The organism is Nitrosomonas sp. Nm33, assembly GCF_900107265.1.
Classification (GTDB): Bacteria; Pseudomonadota; Gammaproteobacteria; order Burkholderiales; family Nitrosomonadaceae; genus Nitrosomonas.
Genome location: NZ_FNPJ01000035.1, coordinates 1 through 19194 on the forward strand (window position 1 = coordinate 1; position 19194 = coordinate 19194).

The 19194-nt window shown below is 40.7% G+C and carries 21 protein-coding genes; 6 read left to right on the forward strand and 15 right to left on the reverse strand.

What is annotated here, in order from left to right:
• From BLV54_RS08595 to BLV54_RS08610, 5 genes are all read left to right on the forward strand, one after another.
• Positions 1-468: IS5 family transposase (locus tag BLV54_RS08595; protein ID WP_143032456.1), on the forward strand; the 468-nt coding region annotated here is incomplete at its 5' end.
• Between the two features lie 28 nt (positions 469-496).
• Positions 497-625 (forward strand): hypothetical protein, encoded by a 129-nt coding sequence (locus tag BLV54_RS16815; RefSeq protein ID WP_256329298.1) that lies wholly within the window; start codon positions 497-499, stop codon positions 623-625.
• 221 nt (positions 626-846) lie between these two features.
• Positions 847-2241 carry an amidohydrolase family protein gene (locus tag BLV54_RS08600; protein WP_090570633.1) on the forward strand — a complete coding sequence of 465 codons (1395 nt, stop codon included), beginning with the start codon at positions 847-849 and terminating at the stop codon, positions 2239-2241.
• Between the two features lie 306 nt (positions 2242-2547).
• On the forward strand, positions 2548-3000 hold the full coding sequence (locus BLV54_RS08605) for a J domain-containing protein (RefSeq protein ID WP_090570636.1): 453 nt from the start codon (positions 2548-2550) through the stop codon (positions 2998-3000).
• A gap of 196 nt (positions 3001-3196) precedes the next feature.
• Positions 3197-3676 carry a VOC family protein gene (locus BLV54_RS08610; protein WP_090570640.1) on the forward strand — a complete coding sequence of 160 codons (480 nt, stop codon included), beginning with the start codon at positions 3197-3199 and terminating at the stop codon, positions 3674-3676.
• Between the two features lie 102 nt (positions 3677-3778).
• On the opposite strand, the gene BLV54_RS08615 is transcribed toward BLV54_RS08610, so the two are convergent.
• The gene (locus BLV54_RS08615) at positions 3779-3985 is read right to left on the reverse strand and encodes a hypothetical protein (RefSeq protein WP_090570644.1); all 207 of its coding nucleotides are present in this window, start codon (positions 3983-3985) and stop codon (positions 3779-3781) included.
• Positions 3986-4171: 186 nt separating this feature from the next.
• The gene (locus tag BLV54_RS08620; RefSeq protein WP_090570648.1) at positions 4172-4717 is read right to left on the reverse strand and encodes a DUF2726 domain-containing protein; all 546 of its coding nucleotides are present in this window, start codon (positions 4715-4717) and stop codon (positions 4172-4174) included.
• 1468 nt (positions 4718-6185) lie between these two features.
• On the opposite strand from BLV54_RS08620, the gene BLV54_RS08625 reads away from it, so the two are divergent.
• Positions 6186-7169 carry a malate dehydrogenase gene (locus BLV54_RS08625; protein ID WP_090570651.1) on the forward strand — a complete coding sequence of 328 codons (984 nt, stop codon included), beginning with the start codon at positions 6186-6188 and terminating at the stop codon, positions 7167-7169.
• Positions 7170-7176: 7 nt separating this feature from the next.
• On the opposite strand, the gene BLV54_RS08630 is transcribed toward BLV54_RS08625, so the two are convergent.
• The 13 genes from BLV54_RS08630 to infB all read right to left on the reverse strand — a co-directional run bounded on the left by BLV54_RS08630 (position 7177) and on the right by infB (position 19117).
• Entirely contained in the window at positions 7177-7641 is a 465-nt protein-coding gene (locus BLV54_RS08630) for a peroxiredoxin (RefSeq protein ID WP_090570654.1), read from the reverse strand.
• A 36-nt stretch (positions 7642-7677) separates the two neighbouring features.
• Positions 7678-9012 (reverse strand): c-type cytochrome biogenesis protein CcmI, encoded by a 1335-nt coding sequence (gene ccmI, locus BLV54_RS08635; RefSeq protein ID WP_090570657.1) that lies wholly within the window; start codon positions 9010-9012, stop codon positions 7678-7680.
• 2 nt (positions 9013-9014) lie between these two features.
• The gene (locus BLV54_RS08640; protein ID WP_090570659.1) at positions 9015-9560 is read right to left on the reverse strand and encodes a cytochrome c-type biogenesis protein; all 546 of its coding nucleotides are present in this window, start codon (positions 9558-9560) and stop codon (positions 9015-9017) included.
• Between the two features lie 5 nt (positions 9561-9565).
• A complete protein-coding gene (locus BLV54_RS08645) occupies positions 9566-10090 on the reverse strand; it encodes a DsbE family thiol:disulfide interchange protein (protein ID WP_090570662.1) in 525 nt (174 codons plus the stop codon).
• Complete coding sequence (locus BLV54_RS08650) at positions 10087-12129, reverse strand: heme lyase CcmF/NrfE family subunit (RefSeq protein WP_090570665.1); 2043 nt, start codon at positions 12127-12129, stop codon at positions 10087-10089. Before BLV54_RS08650 ends, BLV54_RS08645 begins: the two co-directional genes overlap by 4 nt.
• Before the next feature lie 61 nt (positions 12130-12190).
• Positions 12191-12640 (reverse strand): cytochrome c maturation protein CcmE, encoded by a 450-nt coding sequence (ccmE, locus tag BLV54_RS08655; RefSeq protein WP_090570669.1) that lies wholly within the window; start codon positions 12638-12640, stop codon positions 12191-12193.
• A complete protein-coding gene (gene ccmD / locus BLV54_RS08660; protein WP_090570672.1) occupies positions 12624-12821 on the reverse strand; it encodes a heme exporter protein CcmD in 198 nt (65 codons plus the stop codon). Before ccmD ends, ccmE begins: the two co-directional genes overlap by 17 nt.
• Positions 12818-13558 carry a heme ABC transporter permease CcmC gene (ccmC, locus tag BLV54_RS08665; RefSeq protein ID WP_090570675.1) on the reverse strand — a complete coding sequence of 247 codons (741 nt, stop codon included), beginning with the start codon at positions 13556-13558 and terminating at the stop codon, positions 12818-12820. The genes ccmD and ccmC overlap by 4 nt, the downstream gene beginning before the upstream one ends.
• 40 nt (positions 13559-13598) lie before the next feature.
• Entirely contained in the window at positions 13599-14258 is a 660-nt protein-coding gene (ccmB, locus tag BLV54_RS08670; protein ID WP_090570678.1) for a heme exporter protein CcmB, read from the reverse strand.
• Between the two features lies 1 nt (position 14259).
• Entirely contained in the window at positions 14260-14874 is a 615-nt protein-coding gene (gene ccmA / locus BLV54_RS08675; protein ID WP_090570680.1) for a cytochrome c biogenesis heme-transporting ATPase CcmA, read from the reverse strand.
• A 173-nt stretch (positions 14875-15047) separates the two neighbouring features.
• Positions 15048-15965, reverse strand: coding sequence for a tRNA pseudouridine(55) synthase TruB (gene truB, locus BLV54_RS08680; protein ID WP_090570683.1), 918 nt, complete (start codon positions 15963-15965; stop codon positions 15048-15050).
• Between the two features lie 144 nt (positions 15966-16109).
• Positions 16110-16463, reverse strand: coding sequence for a 30S ribosome-binding factor RbfA (rbfA, locus tag BLV54_RS08685; protein ID WP_090570686.1), 354 nt, complete (start codon positions 16461-16463; stop codon positions 16110-16112).
• A gap of 17 nt (positions 16464-16480) precedes the next feature.
• A complete protein-coding gene (infB, locus tag BLV54_RS08690; protein ID WP_090570690.1) occupies positions 16481-19117 on the reverse strand; it encodes a translation initiation factor IF-2 in 2637 nt (878 codons plus the stop codon).
• Between the last annotated feature and the right edge of the window lie 77 nt (positions 19118-19194).

Below are 19194 nucleotides of genomic sequence, written 5' to 3' on the forward strand. Positions count from 1 at the left end.
ATTAAAGCGCATCAGCATAGTGCGGGTGCAGCAGGTCAAGAACCGCAGGCCATCGGGAAAAGCCGTGCGGGTAACACTACAAAGATTCATTTGGCAGTTGATGGTTGTGGTTTACCAGTTGAGTTTGAGATTACTGGTGGAGAAGTGAATGATTGTTCTGTAGCACCGCAGCTGATTGCCAAGTTACCTGATGCACAAGCGATTGTAGCGGATAAGGGCTATGACAGTGAGTGTATACGTGAGCAGATAATAAAGAAGGGAGCCAGGGCTGTGATTCCAGGAAAGCGCAATTCGTTGAAGGGTAACGCAGATATGGATTGGGGCTTGTATAGATATCGACACTTGGTGGAAAACGCTTTTGCCCGACTAAAACAGTATCGGGCAGTGGCAACACGATATGACAAACTAAAGAGAAATTATGAAAGTATGGTTGCCATGGCATGCGGGTATCTGTGGCTACCTGTGTGAAATGTCAACAGACCCTAGGAGGTTTACGATGAAAGCGGATCGCGAGCAACTCAGAAGCAGCGTCGAAGTACTTGAGAATCTATCGCAGGTTGAGTATGGCATCAACCTGACCGATTTTTTGATTGATGCTAAGCGTTCAAGGACCAATCCCCTTTGACACTTGGGCAGGTTAGTTGGTGAACGGTTAAGGAGCCATTCGCTCACCCCAAGACCGCAGAGCCGGTGCATTCGGCGACAGCGGCCCGCAGGCAGCGGATACGACAGTCCGCGAAGGTGCGCCTATCTCGGTCCATCTTTTTCGGATTTGAAATACTCAATCAGAAATACGCCCGAATCGTTAGGTAGACCTCACATAAACAGTTAGAGAGGAGAGAAATCATGTTCAGATATAAGCGCCGGCATTCCGTGATTCTGGTTTCATTCATTCTGAGCGTTATAGCGGGTCCTTTCTGTGCATTGGCACTAGGGGCATCCTCGAAGACTCTAATTCGTGGTGCTGCCCTTATCCTCACCATGGATCCCGCGGTGGGCACAGGTGAATTAGGGGTTATCGAGAATGCCGATATCTTGCTGGATGGAGACAAGATCATCAAGGTAGGTAAAAACTTACAGGAAAGTAATGCTCAAGTTGTGGATGCGACGGGCAAAATTGTAATGCCAGGTTTTGTTGACGTGCATAATCACTTATGGCAATCACTCATTCGTGGCTGCGGCACTGACAAAAACCTCATTGGCTGGCTAGATGCTTGTGTGTTTCCATTGTCTAATCCTAACATTACGATTACTGAAACCGAGGCTTATGCTGGAGTTCGGCTCAGTACCCTGGATCTGATTAATACAGGGATCACCACAACGGTCGATTGGTCGCATGCCTTTACACCCCAGTTCGTGCGGGGGAATATTCGTGCCCTCAGTGATTCTGGACTGCGGTTTGTGTTCGCGCATCTTGGCACTGCCGATCCTGCCATCATCGCCGATATGAAGCTCGTCAAGCAGACACTGATTGACCCCAACCCCAGAGCTACTTTTCAAGTCGCCTCCCACCCCTCGAAGGCGCTTCAGTCCGATCTCATCGCAATGTCTAAGTTGGCTAAGGAATTAGGCGTAAAACTGCATGTGCATTTGCTTGAGAACATTGCACAACGTGAAGATAAAGCATTTGATGTGCTAAAAGAAGCTAACGCTCTGGGGCCAGATCTCCTGGGGGCTCATGGGATACACCTCACTGATAAAGAAATTAATATCCTGGCTGAACATGACGTGCGCATCTTGCATAACCCGCTTAGTAACATGCGACTAGCCTCCGGGATCATCCGCTTGCCCGAGTTAAAGCAGGCCGGTGTTCAGGTGGGTCTGGGCATTGATGGCGGGACGAATGACACGAGTGACATGTTTAACGACATGCGTGCTGCACTGGGGCTGCAGCGAGCCATATCGCTCCAAGCTGGCATATTTCCTCGGGTCGCTGACGTGCTGCGCATGGCCACGGTGGATGGAGCGAAGCTGCTGGATATGTTTGATCGCATTGGCTCCCTAACGCCTGGTAAAAAAGCTGATTTGATCATCATCAATCCGGAGAATGTCAACTTTGCTCCGAGTTTTGAGTGGGTCAATCAAATCGTCTTTAACGGTCAACCAGTGAATGTTGAGTGGGTATTTATCGACGGACGATCCTTGAAAAGAAAAGGAGAGCTGGTGGATGTGGATCCTGAGGCCATTATGGAAGCGGCGCAGAAGGCTACCACCCGTATCAGGCACGATTTACTACAATAAAAATGGTACAGAAAAAGGGATCAACTAGTCAGGTGGACACAGTTTTGTCATGCCACATTTTTAAAGGAATCGGTTCCTAACTTTTGGTGCAGCAGACGGTGCAAAAAGACGCGTCACCGCTGACCATGAGTGGTTATCTCCGTTAAAAATAAATTTTGCACTATCTCACTGTAGATAATATGAAACAGCCAGCACTGTCTTGATCCCTAAAACTGTATATCAGTTCATTTAGAATGATATGCTGTTAGTGCCATAAGCATGAAGGATATATGAAAACTATATAATTACTTGCTAGGCTCTACATGTATGACTAAATTCCATACCCATTACGATAACCTCAGGGTGGCACGTAACGCACCACCAAAGGCCATCCGTGCGGCATACAAAAGGCTGTCACAGAGATTTCATCCAGACAAGAATCCTGGGGATGCTGATGCTGCTCGAATCATGGCGATCATCAATGCTTCGTATCAAGTGTTATCTGACCCTGACAAACGTCGAGAGCATGATGAATGGATCGCTGGAATGGAAGCTGCAAATTCAGCTAGCAGGCAAACGAGTCAAGCATCTTACTCAACCATTCAGCATTCTGCCCAATCGGCCAGCGATATGGCTTTACTTGAGATCTTACTGCCGATATTCAATCCCATTAAGGGTATTGTTATATGGACAATCTTTTACATCATTGGTATTGGCGTCATAACAGGCGCTATTTGGCTTATTGATAGCGCTGTTGATCTTTTCAGAGGAAAAAGCTGACTTCCTCCTGACCCTGATGGTTAATCTTGGCCAACATCTGCTGATTATGTCAAAGGCTATCAATGATTTCATGCGGACGGTCTTTCTACATTAATCGTAAATTTGTGATTTAATTTAACAGAGCTTTTCAGAGGTAATATCTCAGTTTGACCAAAACCAGTCAGTATTACTTGTTAACCTTATGAGGGGAAATGCCATGGCAACAATCAAACAGAAAATCGTTCCACATCTATGGTTCGACAAGGAAGCCAAAGAAGCAGTCGAGTTTTACACATCTGTTTTCGAGAACTCTCGAATCAAGAACACTACAACGCTTCACGATACTCCTTCTGGAACAGTAGATGTCGTAACCTTCGAGCTCTTTGGGCAAGAGTTCATGGCTATCAGTGCAGGTCCGCTTTTCAAATTCAACGAGTCGATATCGTTTATCGTCAAGTGTGATACGCAGGAAGAAATTGATTTCTACTGGCAAAGACTTGCCAGCGAAGGCGGCCAAGAAGTCGAGTGTGGTTGGCTTAAGGATAAATATGGTTTGTCATGGCAGATCGTTCCTACTGTTATGGACGAAATGATGCAATCGAAAGACCCTGCGAGGTTGACGCGCATCACCCAAGCATTTCTCAAGATGAAGAAGTTTGACATCGCTGCTTTACAAAGGGCGTATGACGGAAAGTAAGAAGAAAATAACAGAAAGGCGGCTAACAGGTGCTCCACTGAACGGTAATTACGCTGCGCTTCATCGTCGCCGGAAATCTTTATGCTTTGCGCTGAGCAAGACTTAGTGATAGAGCTTTCTGGCTAAAAAATCGCATTGTTCCACCGTCAATTGGCCAATGACGCGATGCAAATCATCTGTAGTTTGCCTGCTTCCTTTACTGACGTTGTTGTTTCTGCAAAATAATTCAGAAGCTTGATCGATTACTAGCCGTTTCCAACTATTGATTTGTGTCGGATGTAGGCCATAACGAGCTGCCAATTGTGGCACTGTTTCATCCCCTTGTATCGCTGTCAGTAGAAGAAGATTATCTGTGAGATACTCTGCTAGTCATTTTTTTCATTACAGCATAACGAAAATTACAAAGCATTTGGTGCTGTTTTATCGCCCGCCGAGACTTTGGAAGTCAGATAAAGTATTATGATTTGGACAAAATTCTACTAGCTATAAATAATATCAAGTACGAAAAGCACGATGCTTTATTGCATTACGATTATTTTCTCGTAGCTCAGAAGAATTTAGAGAAGCCATTATTTTGCTTTGAATAGTTGGAATTTGATAGCTTGCTTTTACATTGAAGCGAATTAAGGTTAACCCAGCGTTCTTACATATACTCTCAACAAATGAATCTCTATGAATAGTTTTTTCTTCTAAATGGCTTTTATCATCAAGCTCAATAACGGCTACAACTGACAATGTGTCTTTAGTACAAAGCACATAATCAAAATGCTTACATGCAATTTTATTAAAAGCTGTTTGCCTGACACTATTATTTGGGGCTCTTTTAATCCCAATAACATCCGCAATACGTACTTTACCAAAAATCAAATATTGATTAGAGACAGCTTGAGTAAGAACCCCAAAGAAGGATCTTTCTGCAGGAGTAAATAAAGTTTTAGTGTGGTAATAAACACGATTGCTTTTTTTATTAAAGATTTTTAATAGGATGAGTAAAACAAACAAGCTAGCAAAAGCAATGACAACAATAATTTGTAATTCCATTTAGATATGCCTTTCCTAGAATGATTATTACTCTTACGGCAAGTAGTTTTTAAGCTTAAAGATTATCTAAAATGATGAAAGTTGGAAACTGGTGTGATGCTGGATGTGTTGCGGTTTGAGTTGAGACGGGAACGAACCATATTTTTGCTCCGATTTCTTCCGAATCTATATGGGCACCCTGCTCAATTCCCTGGTTTTGCCTTAATTCGCTGGAATATTATGCGTCTTACTAACTCATGGTTATTATTCTCTTTTATTTATATTGTCAGAGTTTAACAACCTGTTCAGTTTTTTTGAGTATCACTTCGTTAAATACTATACCTGTACCTTAGTACGTCTGTACCTTAGTACAATTCCAAACATTATAGAGAAAGTAGGATACTGTGGCTGTAGTGTTCTTTAACTACTGATTTAGTTTCGATGAATGCATTTTTCTAGAAATTGAATCATGTTTGAAACTCCTTATTGATTGATAGGAACTTGGCGGTGCACATTTGCAGACCTCTCCCTCCACTGCTTGCAGTTGTGCACCGCATTTTTTTGAATTGCTACTAAATAGCTGCTTGTAATTTCCTCGCCCATTACCCAGATCAGTATGGATAGTAAGGATTGTTATCATAATAATATTATTGTGAAACAACTATAGCATACAATCCAGTTTTTTGAGTATCACTTCATTAAGTACTATACCTGTACCTTAGTACGCCTGTACCTTAGTACAATTCCAAACATTATAGAGAAAGTAGGATACTGTGGCTGTAGTGTTTTTTAGCTACTGATTTAATTTTGATGAATGCATTTTTCTAGAAATTGAATCATGTTTGGAACTCCTTATTGATTGATAGGAACTTAACGGTGCATATTTGCAAACTTTTCCCTCCACAGCTTGCAGCTGTGCACCGTATTTTTTAAATTGCTACTAAATAGCTGCTTGTAATTTCCTCTTTCATCATCCAGATCAGTATAGATAGCAAAAGCTGTTATCATGATAACATTTTTGTAGAATGACAATGGCGTACAATCAAGTACGAGTATCTATATCCAAAGAATTTAGAGATCTGTAAAAGGAAACCAGGAAAAGTTTAAGCACTTAATTTAAGTGGTATAATCAGGAACGATTTCATCAAAGTCCCAATGACCAGACACCCAATGAAATTTACTCCCACTATCAAACAATTAATTCATCAGGCTTTCTGGGCTTGATAACTACCCAGCTTGATAGCTATCCTTTCAGAACTTAATTTATTCTTAGGTTACTCAGTTGGTGGGAGCCACTTCGATTCGTTTTGTGATGAGTCTGTAGGTAATTCGAGCAAGCTACCAATTCAGTTGTTAAGCATGCAAGGTTTTCGAATTATTATCCTAAATCGAGAGTAAGGATAGCAGACTCCTAGTATAATAAGGTGAGCTTAATGATAGATTCTCAATTTTTTATTATGAGTGATAACATCCTTTGGCGAGCTAAAGAATGAAACCTCCTGTTTGCATTGCGATCACAGGTGCAGCCGGCCATATTGGCTATAGCCTGCTATTCCGAATTGCGGCTGGTGATATGCTTGGAAATGATCAGCCTATCATATTACATCTACTTGACCTTCCTCAGTCTCAACATATTCTTGATGGCGTTTTAATGGAATTGTGTGATTGTGCTTTTCCACTTTTGAAGAATGTCATCATAACAGATGATCCGCTAGTTGCTTTCAATATGGCAGATATTGCCATTCTGGTTGGTGCGCGACCCAGAACTAAAGGAATGGAGCGCAAGGACCTGCTTACAGCAAATGCAGAAATATTTAGCATTCAAGGTAAAGCACTTAATAAAGTTGCTAACCGTAATGTAAAAGTATTGATTGTTGGTAATCCAACTAATACTAATGCTTATATTACAATGAGAAATGCTCCAAACTTACCATCAGGTAATTTTGCTTCCATGCTTAGACTTGATCACAATCGGGCACTGTATCAAGTAGCGACAAAATTAGATCAGCCTGTTTCTAATGTCAGGAAAATAATCATTTGGGGTAATCACTCTTCTACCCAATTTCCTGATCTGAGTCACGCAGAAATAGATGGTCAGAAAATCATAAACCTTATTGATGATCATGCTTGGATAGAGGATTATTTTATCCCTACTGTTCAGAATCGGGGTGCTGCAGTAATTGAAGCAAGGGGTTTATCCAGCGCTGCCAGTGCTGCTAATGCAGTAATTAATCATATTCATGATTGGCTTATTGGTACGAGAGAAAATGATTGGGTCACAATGGGAGTCTCTTCTGATGGAAGTTATGGAATCCCAGAGGGAGTAATTTATGGATTTCCTGTCACCTGCCAGAATGGCGTTTATACCATCGTCCAAGGATTAGAGATAAATGAAGTATCTAACAGAAAGATGCTTGCTACCTATAAAGAACTCTTAGAGGAAAAAGATTCAATTAAGCATTTATTATCATAAATTTTATTTAACTTTTTTCTAGTTCGCCAATAAACGAAAGGACTTCCTCGGCGTGACTAGGTACTTTAACACCGCGCCATTCTTTTCGTAATATCCCTTTTGTATCAACTACAAAAGTACTGCGTTCTATACCCCGCACTTGCTTGCCATACATATTTTTCATCTTCATTACATCGTAAAGTTCACATACGACTTCATCTGTATCGCTCAGCAAATCAAAAGGTAATGATAACTTCTCCTTAAAATTCTCATGAGATTTTATGCTATCTCGTGAAATCCCAACAATTTCACAATCGAGATCTTTAAATTTGGAATAAAGATCACGAAATTGTAGACTCTCATCTGTACAGCCTGGTGTATCATCTTTAGGGTAAAAATAAATCACTATATTCTTACCCAAAGATGCTGACAGATGAAATGTTTTCTCACCAGTAGCCTTAAGTTCAAAATCTGGAGCTGGTTTAAGTATCATTGGAGTATTTAAAATTTAGTCTTTAACAAGGGGTGGTTAAGGAATTATTTGATCGATCACAACGGTAATATCTTTATCACCAAGTTTTACAGGTTTGCTAAATCCCTCCAGATCACCACTGGCTGGAACAGCCTGGCCTGATTTCGTTATCCTACCTCCTATCACTACTTCTGGAAAGCTAGACATCTTCATGGTTGGTGTCATCGCCATATCATCATTTAGTGAAAAGGTTGCAGGCAAATCCTTTACAGTCAGTCTTAAAATAGCCAATGGCATTTTAGGTCCAGTTTTGGCACGTGCAAAAACAAACACTGTATCATTCGGGGATACCTTGCTGGCTAATGCAGGACGCAGTGTGACGGTTCCTGTAATGGTAGCGGCTTTGGCAGTGTTATCGGATTTATCAGGTTGTGATTGCTGATTTTTTTCAGTAGGTAAGTCTGTACTTACATTTGAGCTTTTTGCCAACTGCATTGGAGCATTATTATCATCTCCTTGCCTAGCCAGTGACTTGGCTTGAGCAATGCTATCATTTACTGATTTAGCCAATTGTGAATCAGCTGGAATAACACTCAACAATTTTTCCCAAAAAGCTGCAGCTTGATCATATTTTTTTTGTTCGAATTCAACAGTACCCGCTAATGCAAGTGCTTTTGGGTAATTAGGATCGATCTTAAGCGCCTGATTAATTAATTCAGCAGGTTTGCCTATCAAACTTCCGTTATTTGTCATGCCAAGCACGTCTGCATAATCACTCAGCAATTGTGCGCTATCAGGAATCATTTCAATTAATTTTGCATATGTCGCACTTGCTTCTTGAAATTGGCCCATAATTGCGTAGGTTCTGCCTAACATTACCCAGCCTTCTATATCCTCTGGATTTTCTTTGAGGCGCGCAATCAAATTATCCACAACGGGTTTAATTTCGTTATGGCCAGTAGGCATCCCCGCTTGTGCATGAGCTTGCGTTACACTGGCTAATTGAGATTGAGGAAGCAATCCACGTGTATCTCCCAAAATCATATATAACGATATAGCTGTAAGTGGAACTGCTAAAATGACAACAACTGTCGTGACAATTCCTGGACCTTTTACCATTGAAGAAGTTGCGGGATTGTTTGGCGATGCCGCCAAATCTTGCAACATTCTTGTTTGTAATTCCTGCTTACTTTTTTCGTATTGCTCCTTAGATAAAATATCATCGCGCAGATCTTTATCCAATTCTGCAAGCTGGTCACGATAAATTGCAATATTTGCAGCTTCCCGTTCTAATAATTCAACCTTACCTTGTCTACTCCTCAATAAAGTTGGAAGTACAAACATTAATGCGGCAACAATAAAAATTCCAGCAACAACCCAAAACGAAGTCATACTTATTCCTTATTAATCTTTTTTATTAAAGCTTCAGCCTTTAAGCGCTGGCTTTCTGATAGTGGAATATCTTCTAATTGTGTGCGACGACGTCTCAAATAGACGATTAATCCTATTGTACCGCCTACAAATAAAATAAGTGGACCAAACCATAACAATACTGTGTTAGCTTTGAATGGTGGGTTGTAAAGAACGAAGTCACCATAGCGCGCAACTAAAAATTCTATGATTTCTTCGTCGCTTTTATTGGCTTTCATCTGTTCCCGCATTTCCCGTCTCAAATCATTAGCAAAATCAGCACGAGAACCAGCGAGTGATTCATTTTGGCATACCAGGCAACGTAGATTTTCTGACAGATTAATTAATCGTTTTTCCAGTACTGGATCTTCTGCAACCGGTACTGCTTCATTAGATACTGCTTCATTAGCAAAGCTAATTAACGGTAACAGCGCCACAGAGAAAACAGCAACTAGCTGTTTTATAAATTTAGAATAATGATCAATACGTTTTTGTAATACAAAAATATTTGCAGCCTCAAATTTATACATCGAATTTATCCTTGCAACTCTTTTATCAGTGGAAGAATTTTATCTTCCAGCGATTTTACTGTCACAGGCCCAATATGTTTATAACGAATAATTCCCTGTTTATCAATAACATATGTCTCAGGAACACCGTAAACACCATAGTCGATACCTACTTTACCATCAGAATCAACAATACTGACTGTATAAGGATCGCCATATTGTTTAAGCCATCGTATAGCGGTGTCTGATTGATCTTTATAGTTGAGTCCGTATATTGGCACTATTCCTGCCTTAGCTAATTGTACAAGCAAAGGATGCTCATCACGGCAAGCGACACACCAGGAAGCCCAGACATTTAATAACCATACTTTCCCCAGATTATCTTGCGACATAAGGGTTTTATCTGGATCATGCAAATGATGCAACTTGAAAACAGGTGCAGGTTTGTCGATAAGAGGAGATGGGACCTGACGTGGATTCAATGTCAGGCCAACCCCAAGAAATACGACTAGAACAGCAAATATAGCAAGAGGCAATAAGAAACGGGTCATACTTTTCTTACCTCTGGAATGATGGTTGGTTCTACTTCTATGGGTTTTGTGTCGCTATCACTTTCAGCAATCGTTTCTGCGGTGATTTCAGTTTTCTCTTTTTTGCTTATGCTGTAACGATAACGACGATCAGTAATAGATAAAATTCCACCTAATGCCATTAAGAGACATCCTAACCATATCCAATTCACAAAAGGTTTGTGGTAGACACGGACAACCCAGGCAGTGTTATCCAGTGGTTCACCTAATGCAACGTATAAGTCACGGAATAAACCGGCATCAATGGCGGCTTCAGTCATGACCATACCTGAAGCATTGTAGGTTCTTTTTTCTGGGTGTAGTTTCTGAATTTGTTTATCATTCTTCAGAACATCGATATCGCCCTGAATTGCTTTGTAATTAGGTCCAGGTAAGCTTTTTGTTCCATTAAAACGGAAAGTGTATCCGCCAATTGAAACTACATTACCGATTTCCATACGAACATCTTTTTCAGTTTCGTAACCATTGACTAGTGTTACGCCAATTATAAAGACTGCGATACCTAAATGTGCACAGTGCATTCCATAATAGCTACGCGATTGACGGGATAATTTACTAAATAACCCACCATCACCACTATTTTGTAAACGGTGTTTGATATTGACGAAGATGCTGGCAATGACCCAGAAAGCTAATAACAAACCAAGACTGACGAGTAGTTTCCATTCACTCATAAAAAAGGGCATGATTAACGCGGAAACCAAGCTTACGGCAAAAGCCCAACGTAAACGGACTACCAGAGACGGTAGACTTGCTTGTTTCCATTTTGCAATGGGCCCCACTCCAATCAGAAAAATAGCAGGCGCCATTAACGGTACGAAAACAGCTTCAAAATAGGGAGGCCCAACTGATATCTTTCCAAGCGCCAATGCATCAACTAGTAATGGATAAAGTGTGCCCAGCATGACGCTACCAGCAGCGACCAACAACAATACATTATTTGCAAGAAGCATGGTCTCGCGCGAAACGAGTTGAAAGCTTCCTCCCAAACCTACTTTTGGAGCACGCCAGGCAAACAACGTTAAGGAAAAACCTATTATCACAACCAAATAAACCAGGATAAATATCCCACGTGCAGGATCTGTAGCAAATGCATGAACGGATGTAAGTACCCCAGAGCGCACTAAGAATGTGCCTAGTAAACTTAATGAAAATGCAATTATTGCAAGCAGCACAGTCCAGCTTTTGAAACTGCCACGTTTTTCCGTAACTGCTAGAGAATGGACAAGAGCAGTGCCAACTAGCCAAGGCATAAAGGAAGCATTCTCAACCGGATCCCAGAACCACCAGCCGCCCCACCCCAATTCATAGTAGGCCCACCAGCTACCAATCATAATGCCGGTGGTCAGGAACACCCACGCAGCCGTCGTCCAGGGACGTGACCACCGTGCCCAGGCAGCATCTAGCTGACCACTGATGAGAGCAGCAATAGCAAAAGCAAATGCTACCGAGAAGCCAACATATCCCATATAAAGCATGGGTGGGTGCATTACCATCCCGGGATCCTGCAGCAAGGGGTTCAAATCGCTACCTTCAATCGCCGAGGGTAAAAGACGATCAAAAGGATTAGAAGTAAATAGTAAAAATAATAAAAATCCCACACTAACCAGACCTAGTACACCTAAAACCCTGGCTACCATATCGTCTGGTAGTTGACGGCTAAATACACTGACCGCAACTGACCACCCTGCCAATAACAATACCCATAGCAGCAATGATCCTTCATGTGATCCCCACGTAGCAGCAAATCGGAAGTGTATCGGCAGCTCTGAATTAGAATGGGAAGCTACATTAAGTACTGAAAAATCATTGTTAACAAAGGAGTAAGCCAAACAGCCAAATGCGATAGCAATAAATACGAATTGACCTTGTACAACTGGGCGAGCCAAAGCAATCCATGAAGGGATACCGCGAGCAGCGCCAATCATAGGCAAGGTTCCTTGAATCAAAGCTAATAACATAGCAAGAATTAGAGCAAAATTACCAAGTTCTGGAATCATGATGATGCTATTCCTTAAAAAATTATCTGAGATTAAGAAACTCTCTGTAAAAGCTTTTTTCTTATTGAGTTAATGACGCTTTCTGAGCTTTGGCTGCTTGTTCTAGTGCACTTGCAGCTTCAGGTGGCATGTAATTTTCATCATGTTTGGCAAGGACTTCATCCGCATAAAAAATACCATCATTCGCTATTTTACCTTGTGCCACTACACCCTTGCCTTCCTTGAACAAATCTGGAAGTATTCCTGTGTAGACTACTTTAATTGCTTCTGCAGTGTCGGTTACCGCAAAACTAACAGTCGTACTATTGCCTTGGCGTTTTAAACTACCCTCTTCAACAAGTCCACCAATTCTAAAACTTTTTCCTACAGGAGCTTCTTTGGCTACAACCTGGCTTGGGCTAAAGAAAAAAACTAGATTACTCTGAAAAACATTCAATACTAAAATGGCAGAAATAGTTAAGGCGGTAACGCTTGCGGCGATAATCGCTATTTTTTTATGACGTGGCTTCATTTTTTTTCTCTCTTATAGTTGATTCGACTCTCTGACCAAGAGATTTTTGCAAAGTTCGCCAGCGATTTGATAGCAACCAAATTTCACCAGCGATACAAATAACCGATACCAAATATGAGCCCCAAACATAGAATCCATATCCACCCATTGAAAAGAATTCTGACCAACTATTCCAATTCATCGTTTAGTTCCCTTTAATTCTGCTACCCATGTAGTATGGCGCTCACGCTCTAATATAATAGCTCTTGTTCGCTTCAGTATCATGGCAATTGAATACATCCATGCGGCAAGTGACATAATCAGCATTCCTGCAAGCATAGCTGTAGCCATCTTGGGTGATTGGGTAATACTAACTGAGGCTCCTTGGTGCAAAGTATTCCACCATTGAACAGAGAAATAAATAATAGGGATATTAACTACCCCTACTAATGCAATAATTGCCCCAGCTTTATCTGCTCGCCTTGGATCATCAATAGCTGCCTGAAGTGACATAAACCCAATATATAAGAATAATAAAATTAATTCAGAAGTGAGTCGAGCATCCCATACCCACCATGCTCCCCACATTGGTTTTCCCCACCAAGCTCCTGTCCATAAGGCAAGAAAGGTAAACATAGCTCCCGTTGGTGCAATAGCTGTTGCTACCATCGATGAAAGACGCGTATTAAAAGCAAGACCAATCCCAGCCCAAAATGCCATTACTACGTACAAGAACATAGACATCCAGGCAACCGGTACATGAATAAAAATAATACGATATGCTTCACCTTGTTGAAAATCAGTCGGTGCTACAAAAAAGCCAATATAAAGACCAGCAATAAGCAATACTGCAGCTGCAATAGAAAAATACCAAATCATTTTCCCTGCCAGAAAATAAAAACTTGCAGGCGACGCATATTTATACCAGTTTATCGACATATTAAATTTTTGTTTATAAGTTTCAGGTTTTAGTAGAGCTTTATTCCATTGAGATCCTGAGAGAAGCTGCTGTTGCCCAGGGTGCAAAAACTAATGATACGAGCAAGAAAGCACCAAGTAATGAGAAATGCGCATCGAATCCTAGACCAGCAACACTAGCTTCGACTGCACCTGCTCCAAAAATAAGCACAGGAATATATAATGGCAGTACTAGCAATGATACTAATACTCCGCCCCCTCTTAGTCCTAAAGTAAGCGCAGCGCCTATGGCACCAATTAAACTCAAGATAGGCGTACCCAATAATAATGATAGCGTTAATACTGCTAGTGCACTAAAAGGTAAATCATATTGAATTCCTAATACTGGAGCCATCAATACCAGGGGAACTCCCGTAATTAACCAGTGTGAAAACATTTTTCCTAGTACTAATAAAGACAAGGATGTTGGTGAAAGCAATATCTGCTCCAGCGTTCCATCTAGATAATCATTAGAGAACATACGTCCAAGCGAAAGCATTGACGCTAGTAATGCCGCAACCCATACAATTCCAGGAGCCATGATTCGAAGTGTATTCATTTCTGGCCCCACCCCTAGTGGAAATAGACTTACTACGATGATAAAGAAAAATAATGTCGTTAAAACATCAGCCTGCCGACGCATGGCCAATAATAAATCACGTCGAATTACCCAGATCAACATATCAAGAAAGGTATAACTGATGCGTTACTGTAGCTCTAATATCGATTTCCTGATGCGTTGTCAGTATCACCATACCACCTTGAGCCAAATATTGCTCTATTATATTTTTAATCAATTCAATTGCAGACACATCCAATGCAGTTAAAGGTTCATCTAATATCCATAGCTTAGTATCCACTAGTAGCAAACGCGCCAATGCAACTCGCCGCTTCTGGCCTTGCGATAACACTTTAGCTAATAATGTTTCACGCTCTTCTAAGCCCATTTTCTGCAAGATTTCGTAGGCTATCTTTTCATCAATTGCTACCCCAGCAAGAGCACTTGTAATACGCAAATTCTCAATGGCAGTCAAATCATCTTTTACACCACTCAGATGACCTAAGTATGTGATAACACTAAAATAATCTTCACCTAGGGACCGAATACTGGATCCATTCCAACTAATCTCTCCCGAACTTGGAACAGTCAAGCCGCATAACATTCTCAATAAGCTCGTCTTACCACTACCATTAGGCCCACGCACCTGCATTAATTCGCCAGGTTCTATAGAAAAATTGATTCCACTGAATAATACGCGATCACCGCGCACACATTCTAGATTGTTGCCTTGCAACATAGTTAGCAATTAATTAAATCTAGACATTATAACGTACTGAAATATCTTTGACACTTTGTGTTATAGAAAAAAGTATCCGGAAAAATGATTGAAACACCATTAATTTTATTTCTATCGATAATATTTATTACGCTATACGTTTAAAAAATCATATTATTCAATAATATGATTTTCTATATCTTATGAGATATGAGTCTTTTAGGCGCTATCGCTCCAGTTTCTGTTATTTCTCCCATCCCGAGAAATAATCCCTTGCTATCGTACAGCCTAACCCGGGTTCCAGTTGGCAAATCAATTTTATTTTTACTATTTATAAATTGCCCTTGTAATAAAAATAAGGATTCTGGGTCATCGAGCGTAATGAAAGGAAAATTCTGAAGGAGGCTATCTATAGGATATAAATATGCATCATGTTCAGGAGATAGAGCGCCCTGGAATTGATCAAGCTTATAAGCTTGATGCAAGCTAAAATTACCAACCTGGTTGCGGCATAAACTTGTAAGATATGCTCCACCAAAACCCAGCGCTTTACCTATATCTTCAGCCAATGTGCGGATATAGGTTCCTGTTCCACAGCGCACCATGATAGACATTTCGTTCTCGATCCATGAGTCTAAATCTAAATCATAGATGACAATCTCACGAGTTTTTCTTTCTACTTCCTCACCTTTCCGCGCATATTTATATAAGGGTTTCCCATTAAATTTCAGTGCGCTGTACATAGGAGGAGTTTGTTTGATCCGCCCTCTAAAAGTTTGGAAAATTTCTTGTATTTGCGACAAACTTAATTTTTCATTATTTGACTTCGTGCGTGCTACTGCAATTATCTCCCCTTCGGCATCACCCGTAGAACTAAGATAACCAAGCTTCAGCGTAGCATGATAGGTTTTATCTGCATTCAGTAACATGGCTGAAAATTTCGTGGCTTCACCAAAACAGATGGGCAATAAACCAGAAGCCATGGGATCAAGTGTGCCAGTATGACCCGCTTTTGTAGCACTGAAAAAACGCTTGACAGTTTGCAGCGATTGATTAGATGTTAAACCAGAAGGTTTGTTAAGTAATAAAACACCACTAATATTACGTTTGATAGGTTAAATTCCCCTAAACTTTGAAAGAAAATTTGAGTGAGATAAATAAGTTATAGCAGCAACTGCAACCTTATCTTATGGAATTTGGTTTAATTAAAAAGTAAATTGAAAGGAGATTATCGTTTCCAAGGAAAGAAATATTTATCAGGTTTTGCCCATTGCTTTATCTATTAATCGTGAAAGATATACTCCACGCTCAATTGACTCATCATATATAAAATGAAGTTGGGGGGTTACTCTCAGTCTCATTCTGCTTGATAATTGACTACGCAAAAATCCACTTGCATGTTTTAAACCCTCGTCAATAGCCGTATTATCTTCTTCATTACTGAGAGTTGTATAAAAAATCTTGGCATGAGCATAATCACGTGTTACTTCTACTTCAGTAATAGTAATCCTTCCTACTCGCGGATCCCTAACTTCAGTTTCAATTAATTCAGCTAATTCACGCTGTATTTGATCAGCAACACGTTGCGTTCGAGAATAATCTTTAGGCATTACATTTATTGTTAGTGTTATAAAACACGTGCTGTTTCAATAATTTCGTATATCTCAAGCTGGTCACCAACCTCAATATCATTAAAGTTCTTAAGTGAAAGCCCACATTCAAATCCAGATTTCACCTCTTTCACATCTTCTTTGAAGCGCTTTAAAGAATCAAGACTACCATTATGAATTACCACACCATCACGCAGGACTCGCACAAGAGAATCACGTCTCACCACACCATCCAAAACATAGCAGCCAGCTACAGTGCCTACCTTTGAAATACGATATATCTCACGAATATCAACCAAGCCAAGAGCATTTTCCTTACGTTCTGGCATCATCATGCCAGAAAGCGCCTTCTTAATCTCATCAACTGCATCGTAAATCACGTTGTAATAGCGAATATCAATACCTGTTGAAGTGATTAACTTGCGTGCACTAGCATCAGCACGCGTATTAAAACCAATCACTACAGCTTTAGACGCAAGAGCTAAATTAATATCAGACTCAATGATTGCACCTACACCACTATGAATAATATTGATTTTCACTTCATCAGTAGTAAGCTTCTGTAAAGCATATGACAACGCTTCACAGGAACCCTGGACATCTGCTTTAATAATAAGATTGAGTACTTTGACGCCTTCTTTCTGACCAAAAACATCCTCCATCTTCGCAATTTGCCGTTTATCAAGCTTCACATCACGGAATTTACCCTGACGAAACAATGCAATTTCGCGTGCTTTACGTTCATCATCCAGAGCTATCACTGTTTCACCTGCTGCTGGCACATCAGATAATCCCTGAATTTCTACTGGTATAGATGTTCCTGCCTCTTCAATTGAATTACCCTTTTCATCCAACATCGCCCTTACTCTTCCAAATACAGCACCAGTCAATAAAACATCACCACGTTTTAAAGTACCAGACTGTACTAATATGGTTGCAACTGGACCACGCCCTTTATCCAAGCGTGATTCAATGATCACTCCTTTCGCAGGTGCATTTCTAACTGCTTTAAGTTCTAAAACTTCTGCTTGTAATAAAATGCTTTCAAGAAGCTCATCAATACCTTGGCCACTTTTAGCTGAAACAGGTGCAAATATAGTATCTCCCCCCCAATCTTCTGATACAACCCCATGATTTGAGAGTTCTTGCTTAATACGCTCAAAATTTGCCTCAGGTTTATCCATTTTATTAACAGCTACCACAATAGGAATATTTGCTGCCTTGGCATGATGAATAGCTTCGATAGTTTGAGGCATTACGCCATCATCAGCTGCTACAACCAGAACAACAAGATCAGTAATTTTGGCACCCCGTGCACGCATTGCAGTGAATGCTTCATGACCTGGTGTATCAAGAAAAGTAATCATCCCATGCGAGGTTTCAACATGATAGGCTCCGATATGCTGTGTAATTCCTCCGGCTTCGCCACCTGCTACACGTGTTCTACGAATATAATCCAAAAGTGATGTTTTTCCGTGATCAACATGCCCCATAACAGTCACTACCGGCGCACGAGGCTCCATCTCTAGCTCGGACACGGGTGCCTTAATTTCTTCAAGGAAAGATTCAGGACTATCAGGTGCCGCATATTTTGCAATATGACCCATTTCTTCAACTACGATCATAGCTGTATCTTGATCCAGCATCTGATTGATTGTCACCATAGTACCCATTTTCATCAGTACTTTAATAACTTCAGCCGCTTTTACTGACATTTTTTGTGCGAGCGCAGCAACTGAGATAGTCTCAGGTACCAGGACTTCATGCACTACTGGTTCGGTAGGTGCAGAAAAACCATGCTGTATTGGTGTCTCAGTTAAATTTGATTTACCATGCTGCTTATCCTTGCGAACGCGCCAACCTTGATTTCCAGACAAATCACCGCGTATTTTAGCTTCACGTCTTTTGCTGGCCTCGTCCTTCCATAAATCTTCCTGTTTAACTGGTTTTTTCTTCTTTTCAGTTTTATCTTCAAGTTTAACAGCGGGTTTGTGCAGCGTCGTGCCCTCAGCTGATTCCTGCGTTGACTGAGATACTGGTATTTGAGCTGGTATCTCTTCTGGGATAGATGCAGGAGTTGGTTCTTCCTTTTTTTGAACTAATTCTTCTTTTTTTGGAATTAATTCTTCTTTTTTTGGTTCTTTTTTAACTTCAGAGATTATACTTTTTCTTTTTTCCTGCTTCTCTCTAAGCTCGGCTGCTTGACGGGCAATTAACTCAGCTTGTTTTAATGCTTCCTGCTCACGTAAAGCTTGCTGTGCCGCATCAATTACTGGTTTTCGGGTCTGTGCTGATGGAATGACAGGGGCTGAAGTAGCTGCTGCTTCAAGCACTACCTCTCTTTCAATATTTTGCTCAGAGGGTTTAGTGAATACACGTTTTTTTCGGACTTTAACCTCAATGGTCCGAGCTTTACCAGTTCCATCCGATTGTCGTATTTCAGTAGTTTGCCTACGAGTCAACGTGATCTTCTTCTTGGAGTCAATCGATCCATGTGCCTTACGAAGATAATCAAGCAATTGTGTTTTATCTTTTTCTGTCAAAATATCCCCTATCGACTGCTTCTTGACGCCTGCAGCCAGAAGCTGGTCGAGTAACGCTTCTGGTAACATATCCAGCTCATTGGCAAATTTTTCTACAGTCATTTGAGTCATCAGCAACTTTTTTCACCCTAAATTCATTTCAAAAAAACAGAAACCTACTTTATTTTGGTTCTTAATTTTATGTTATT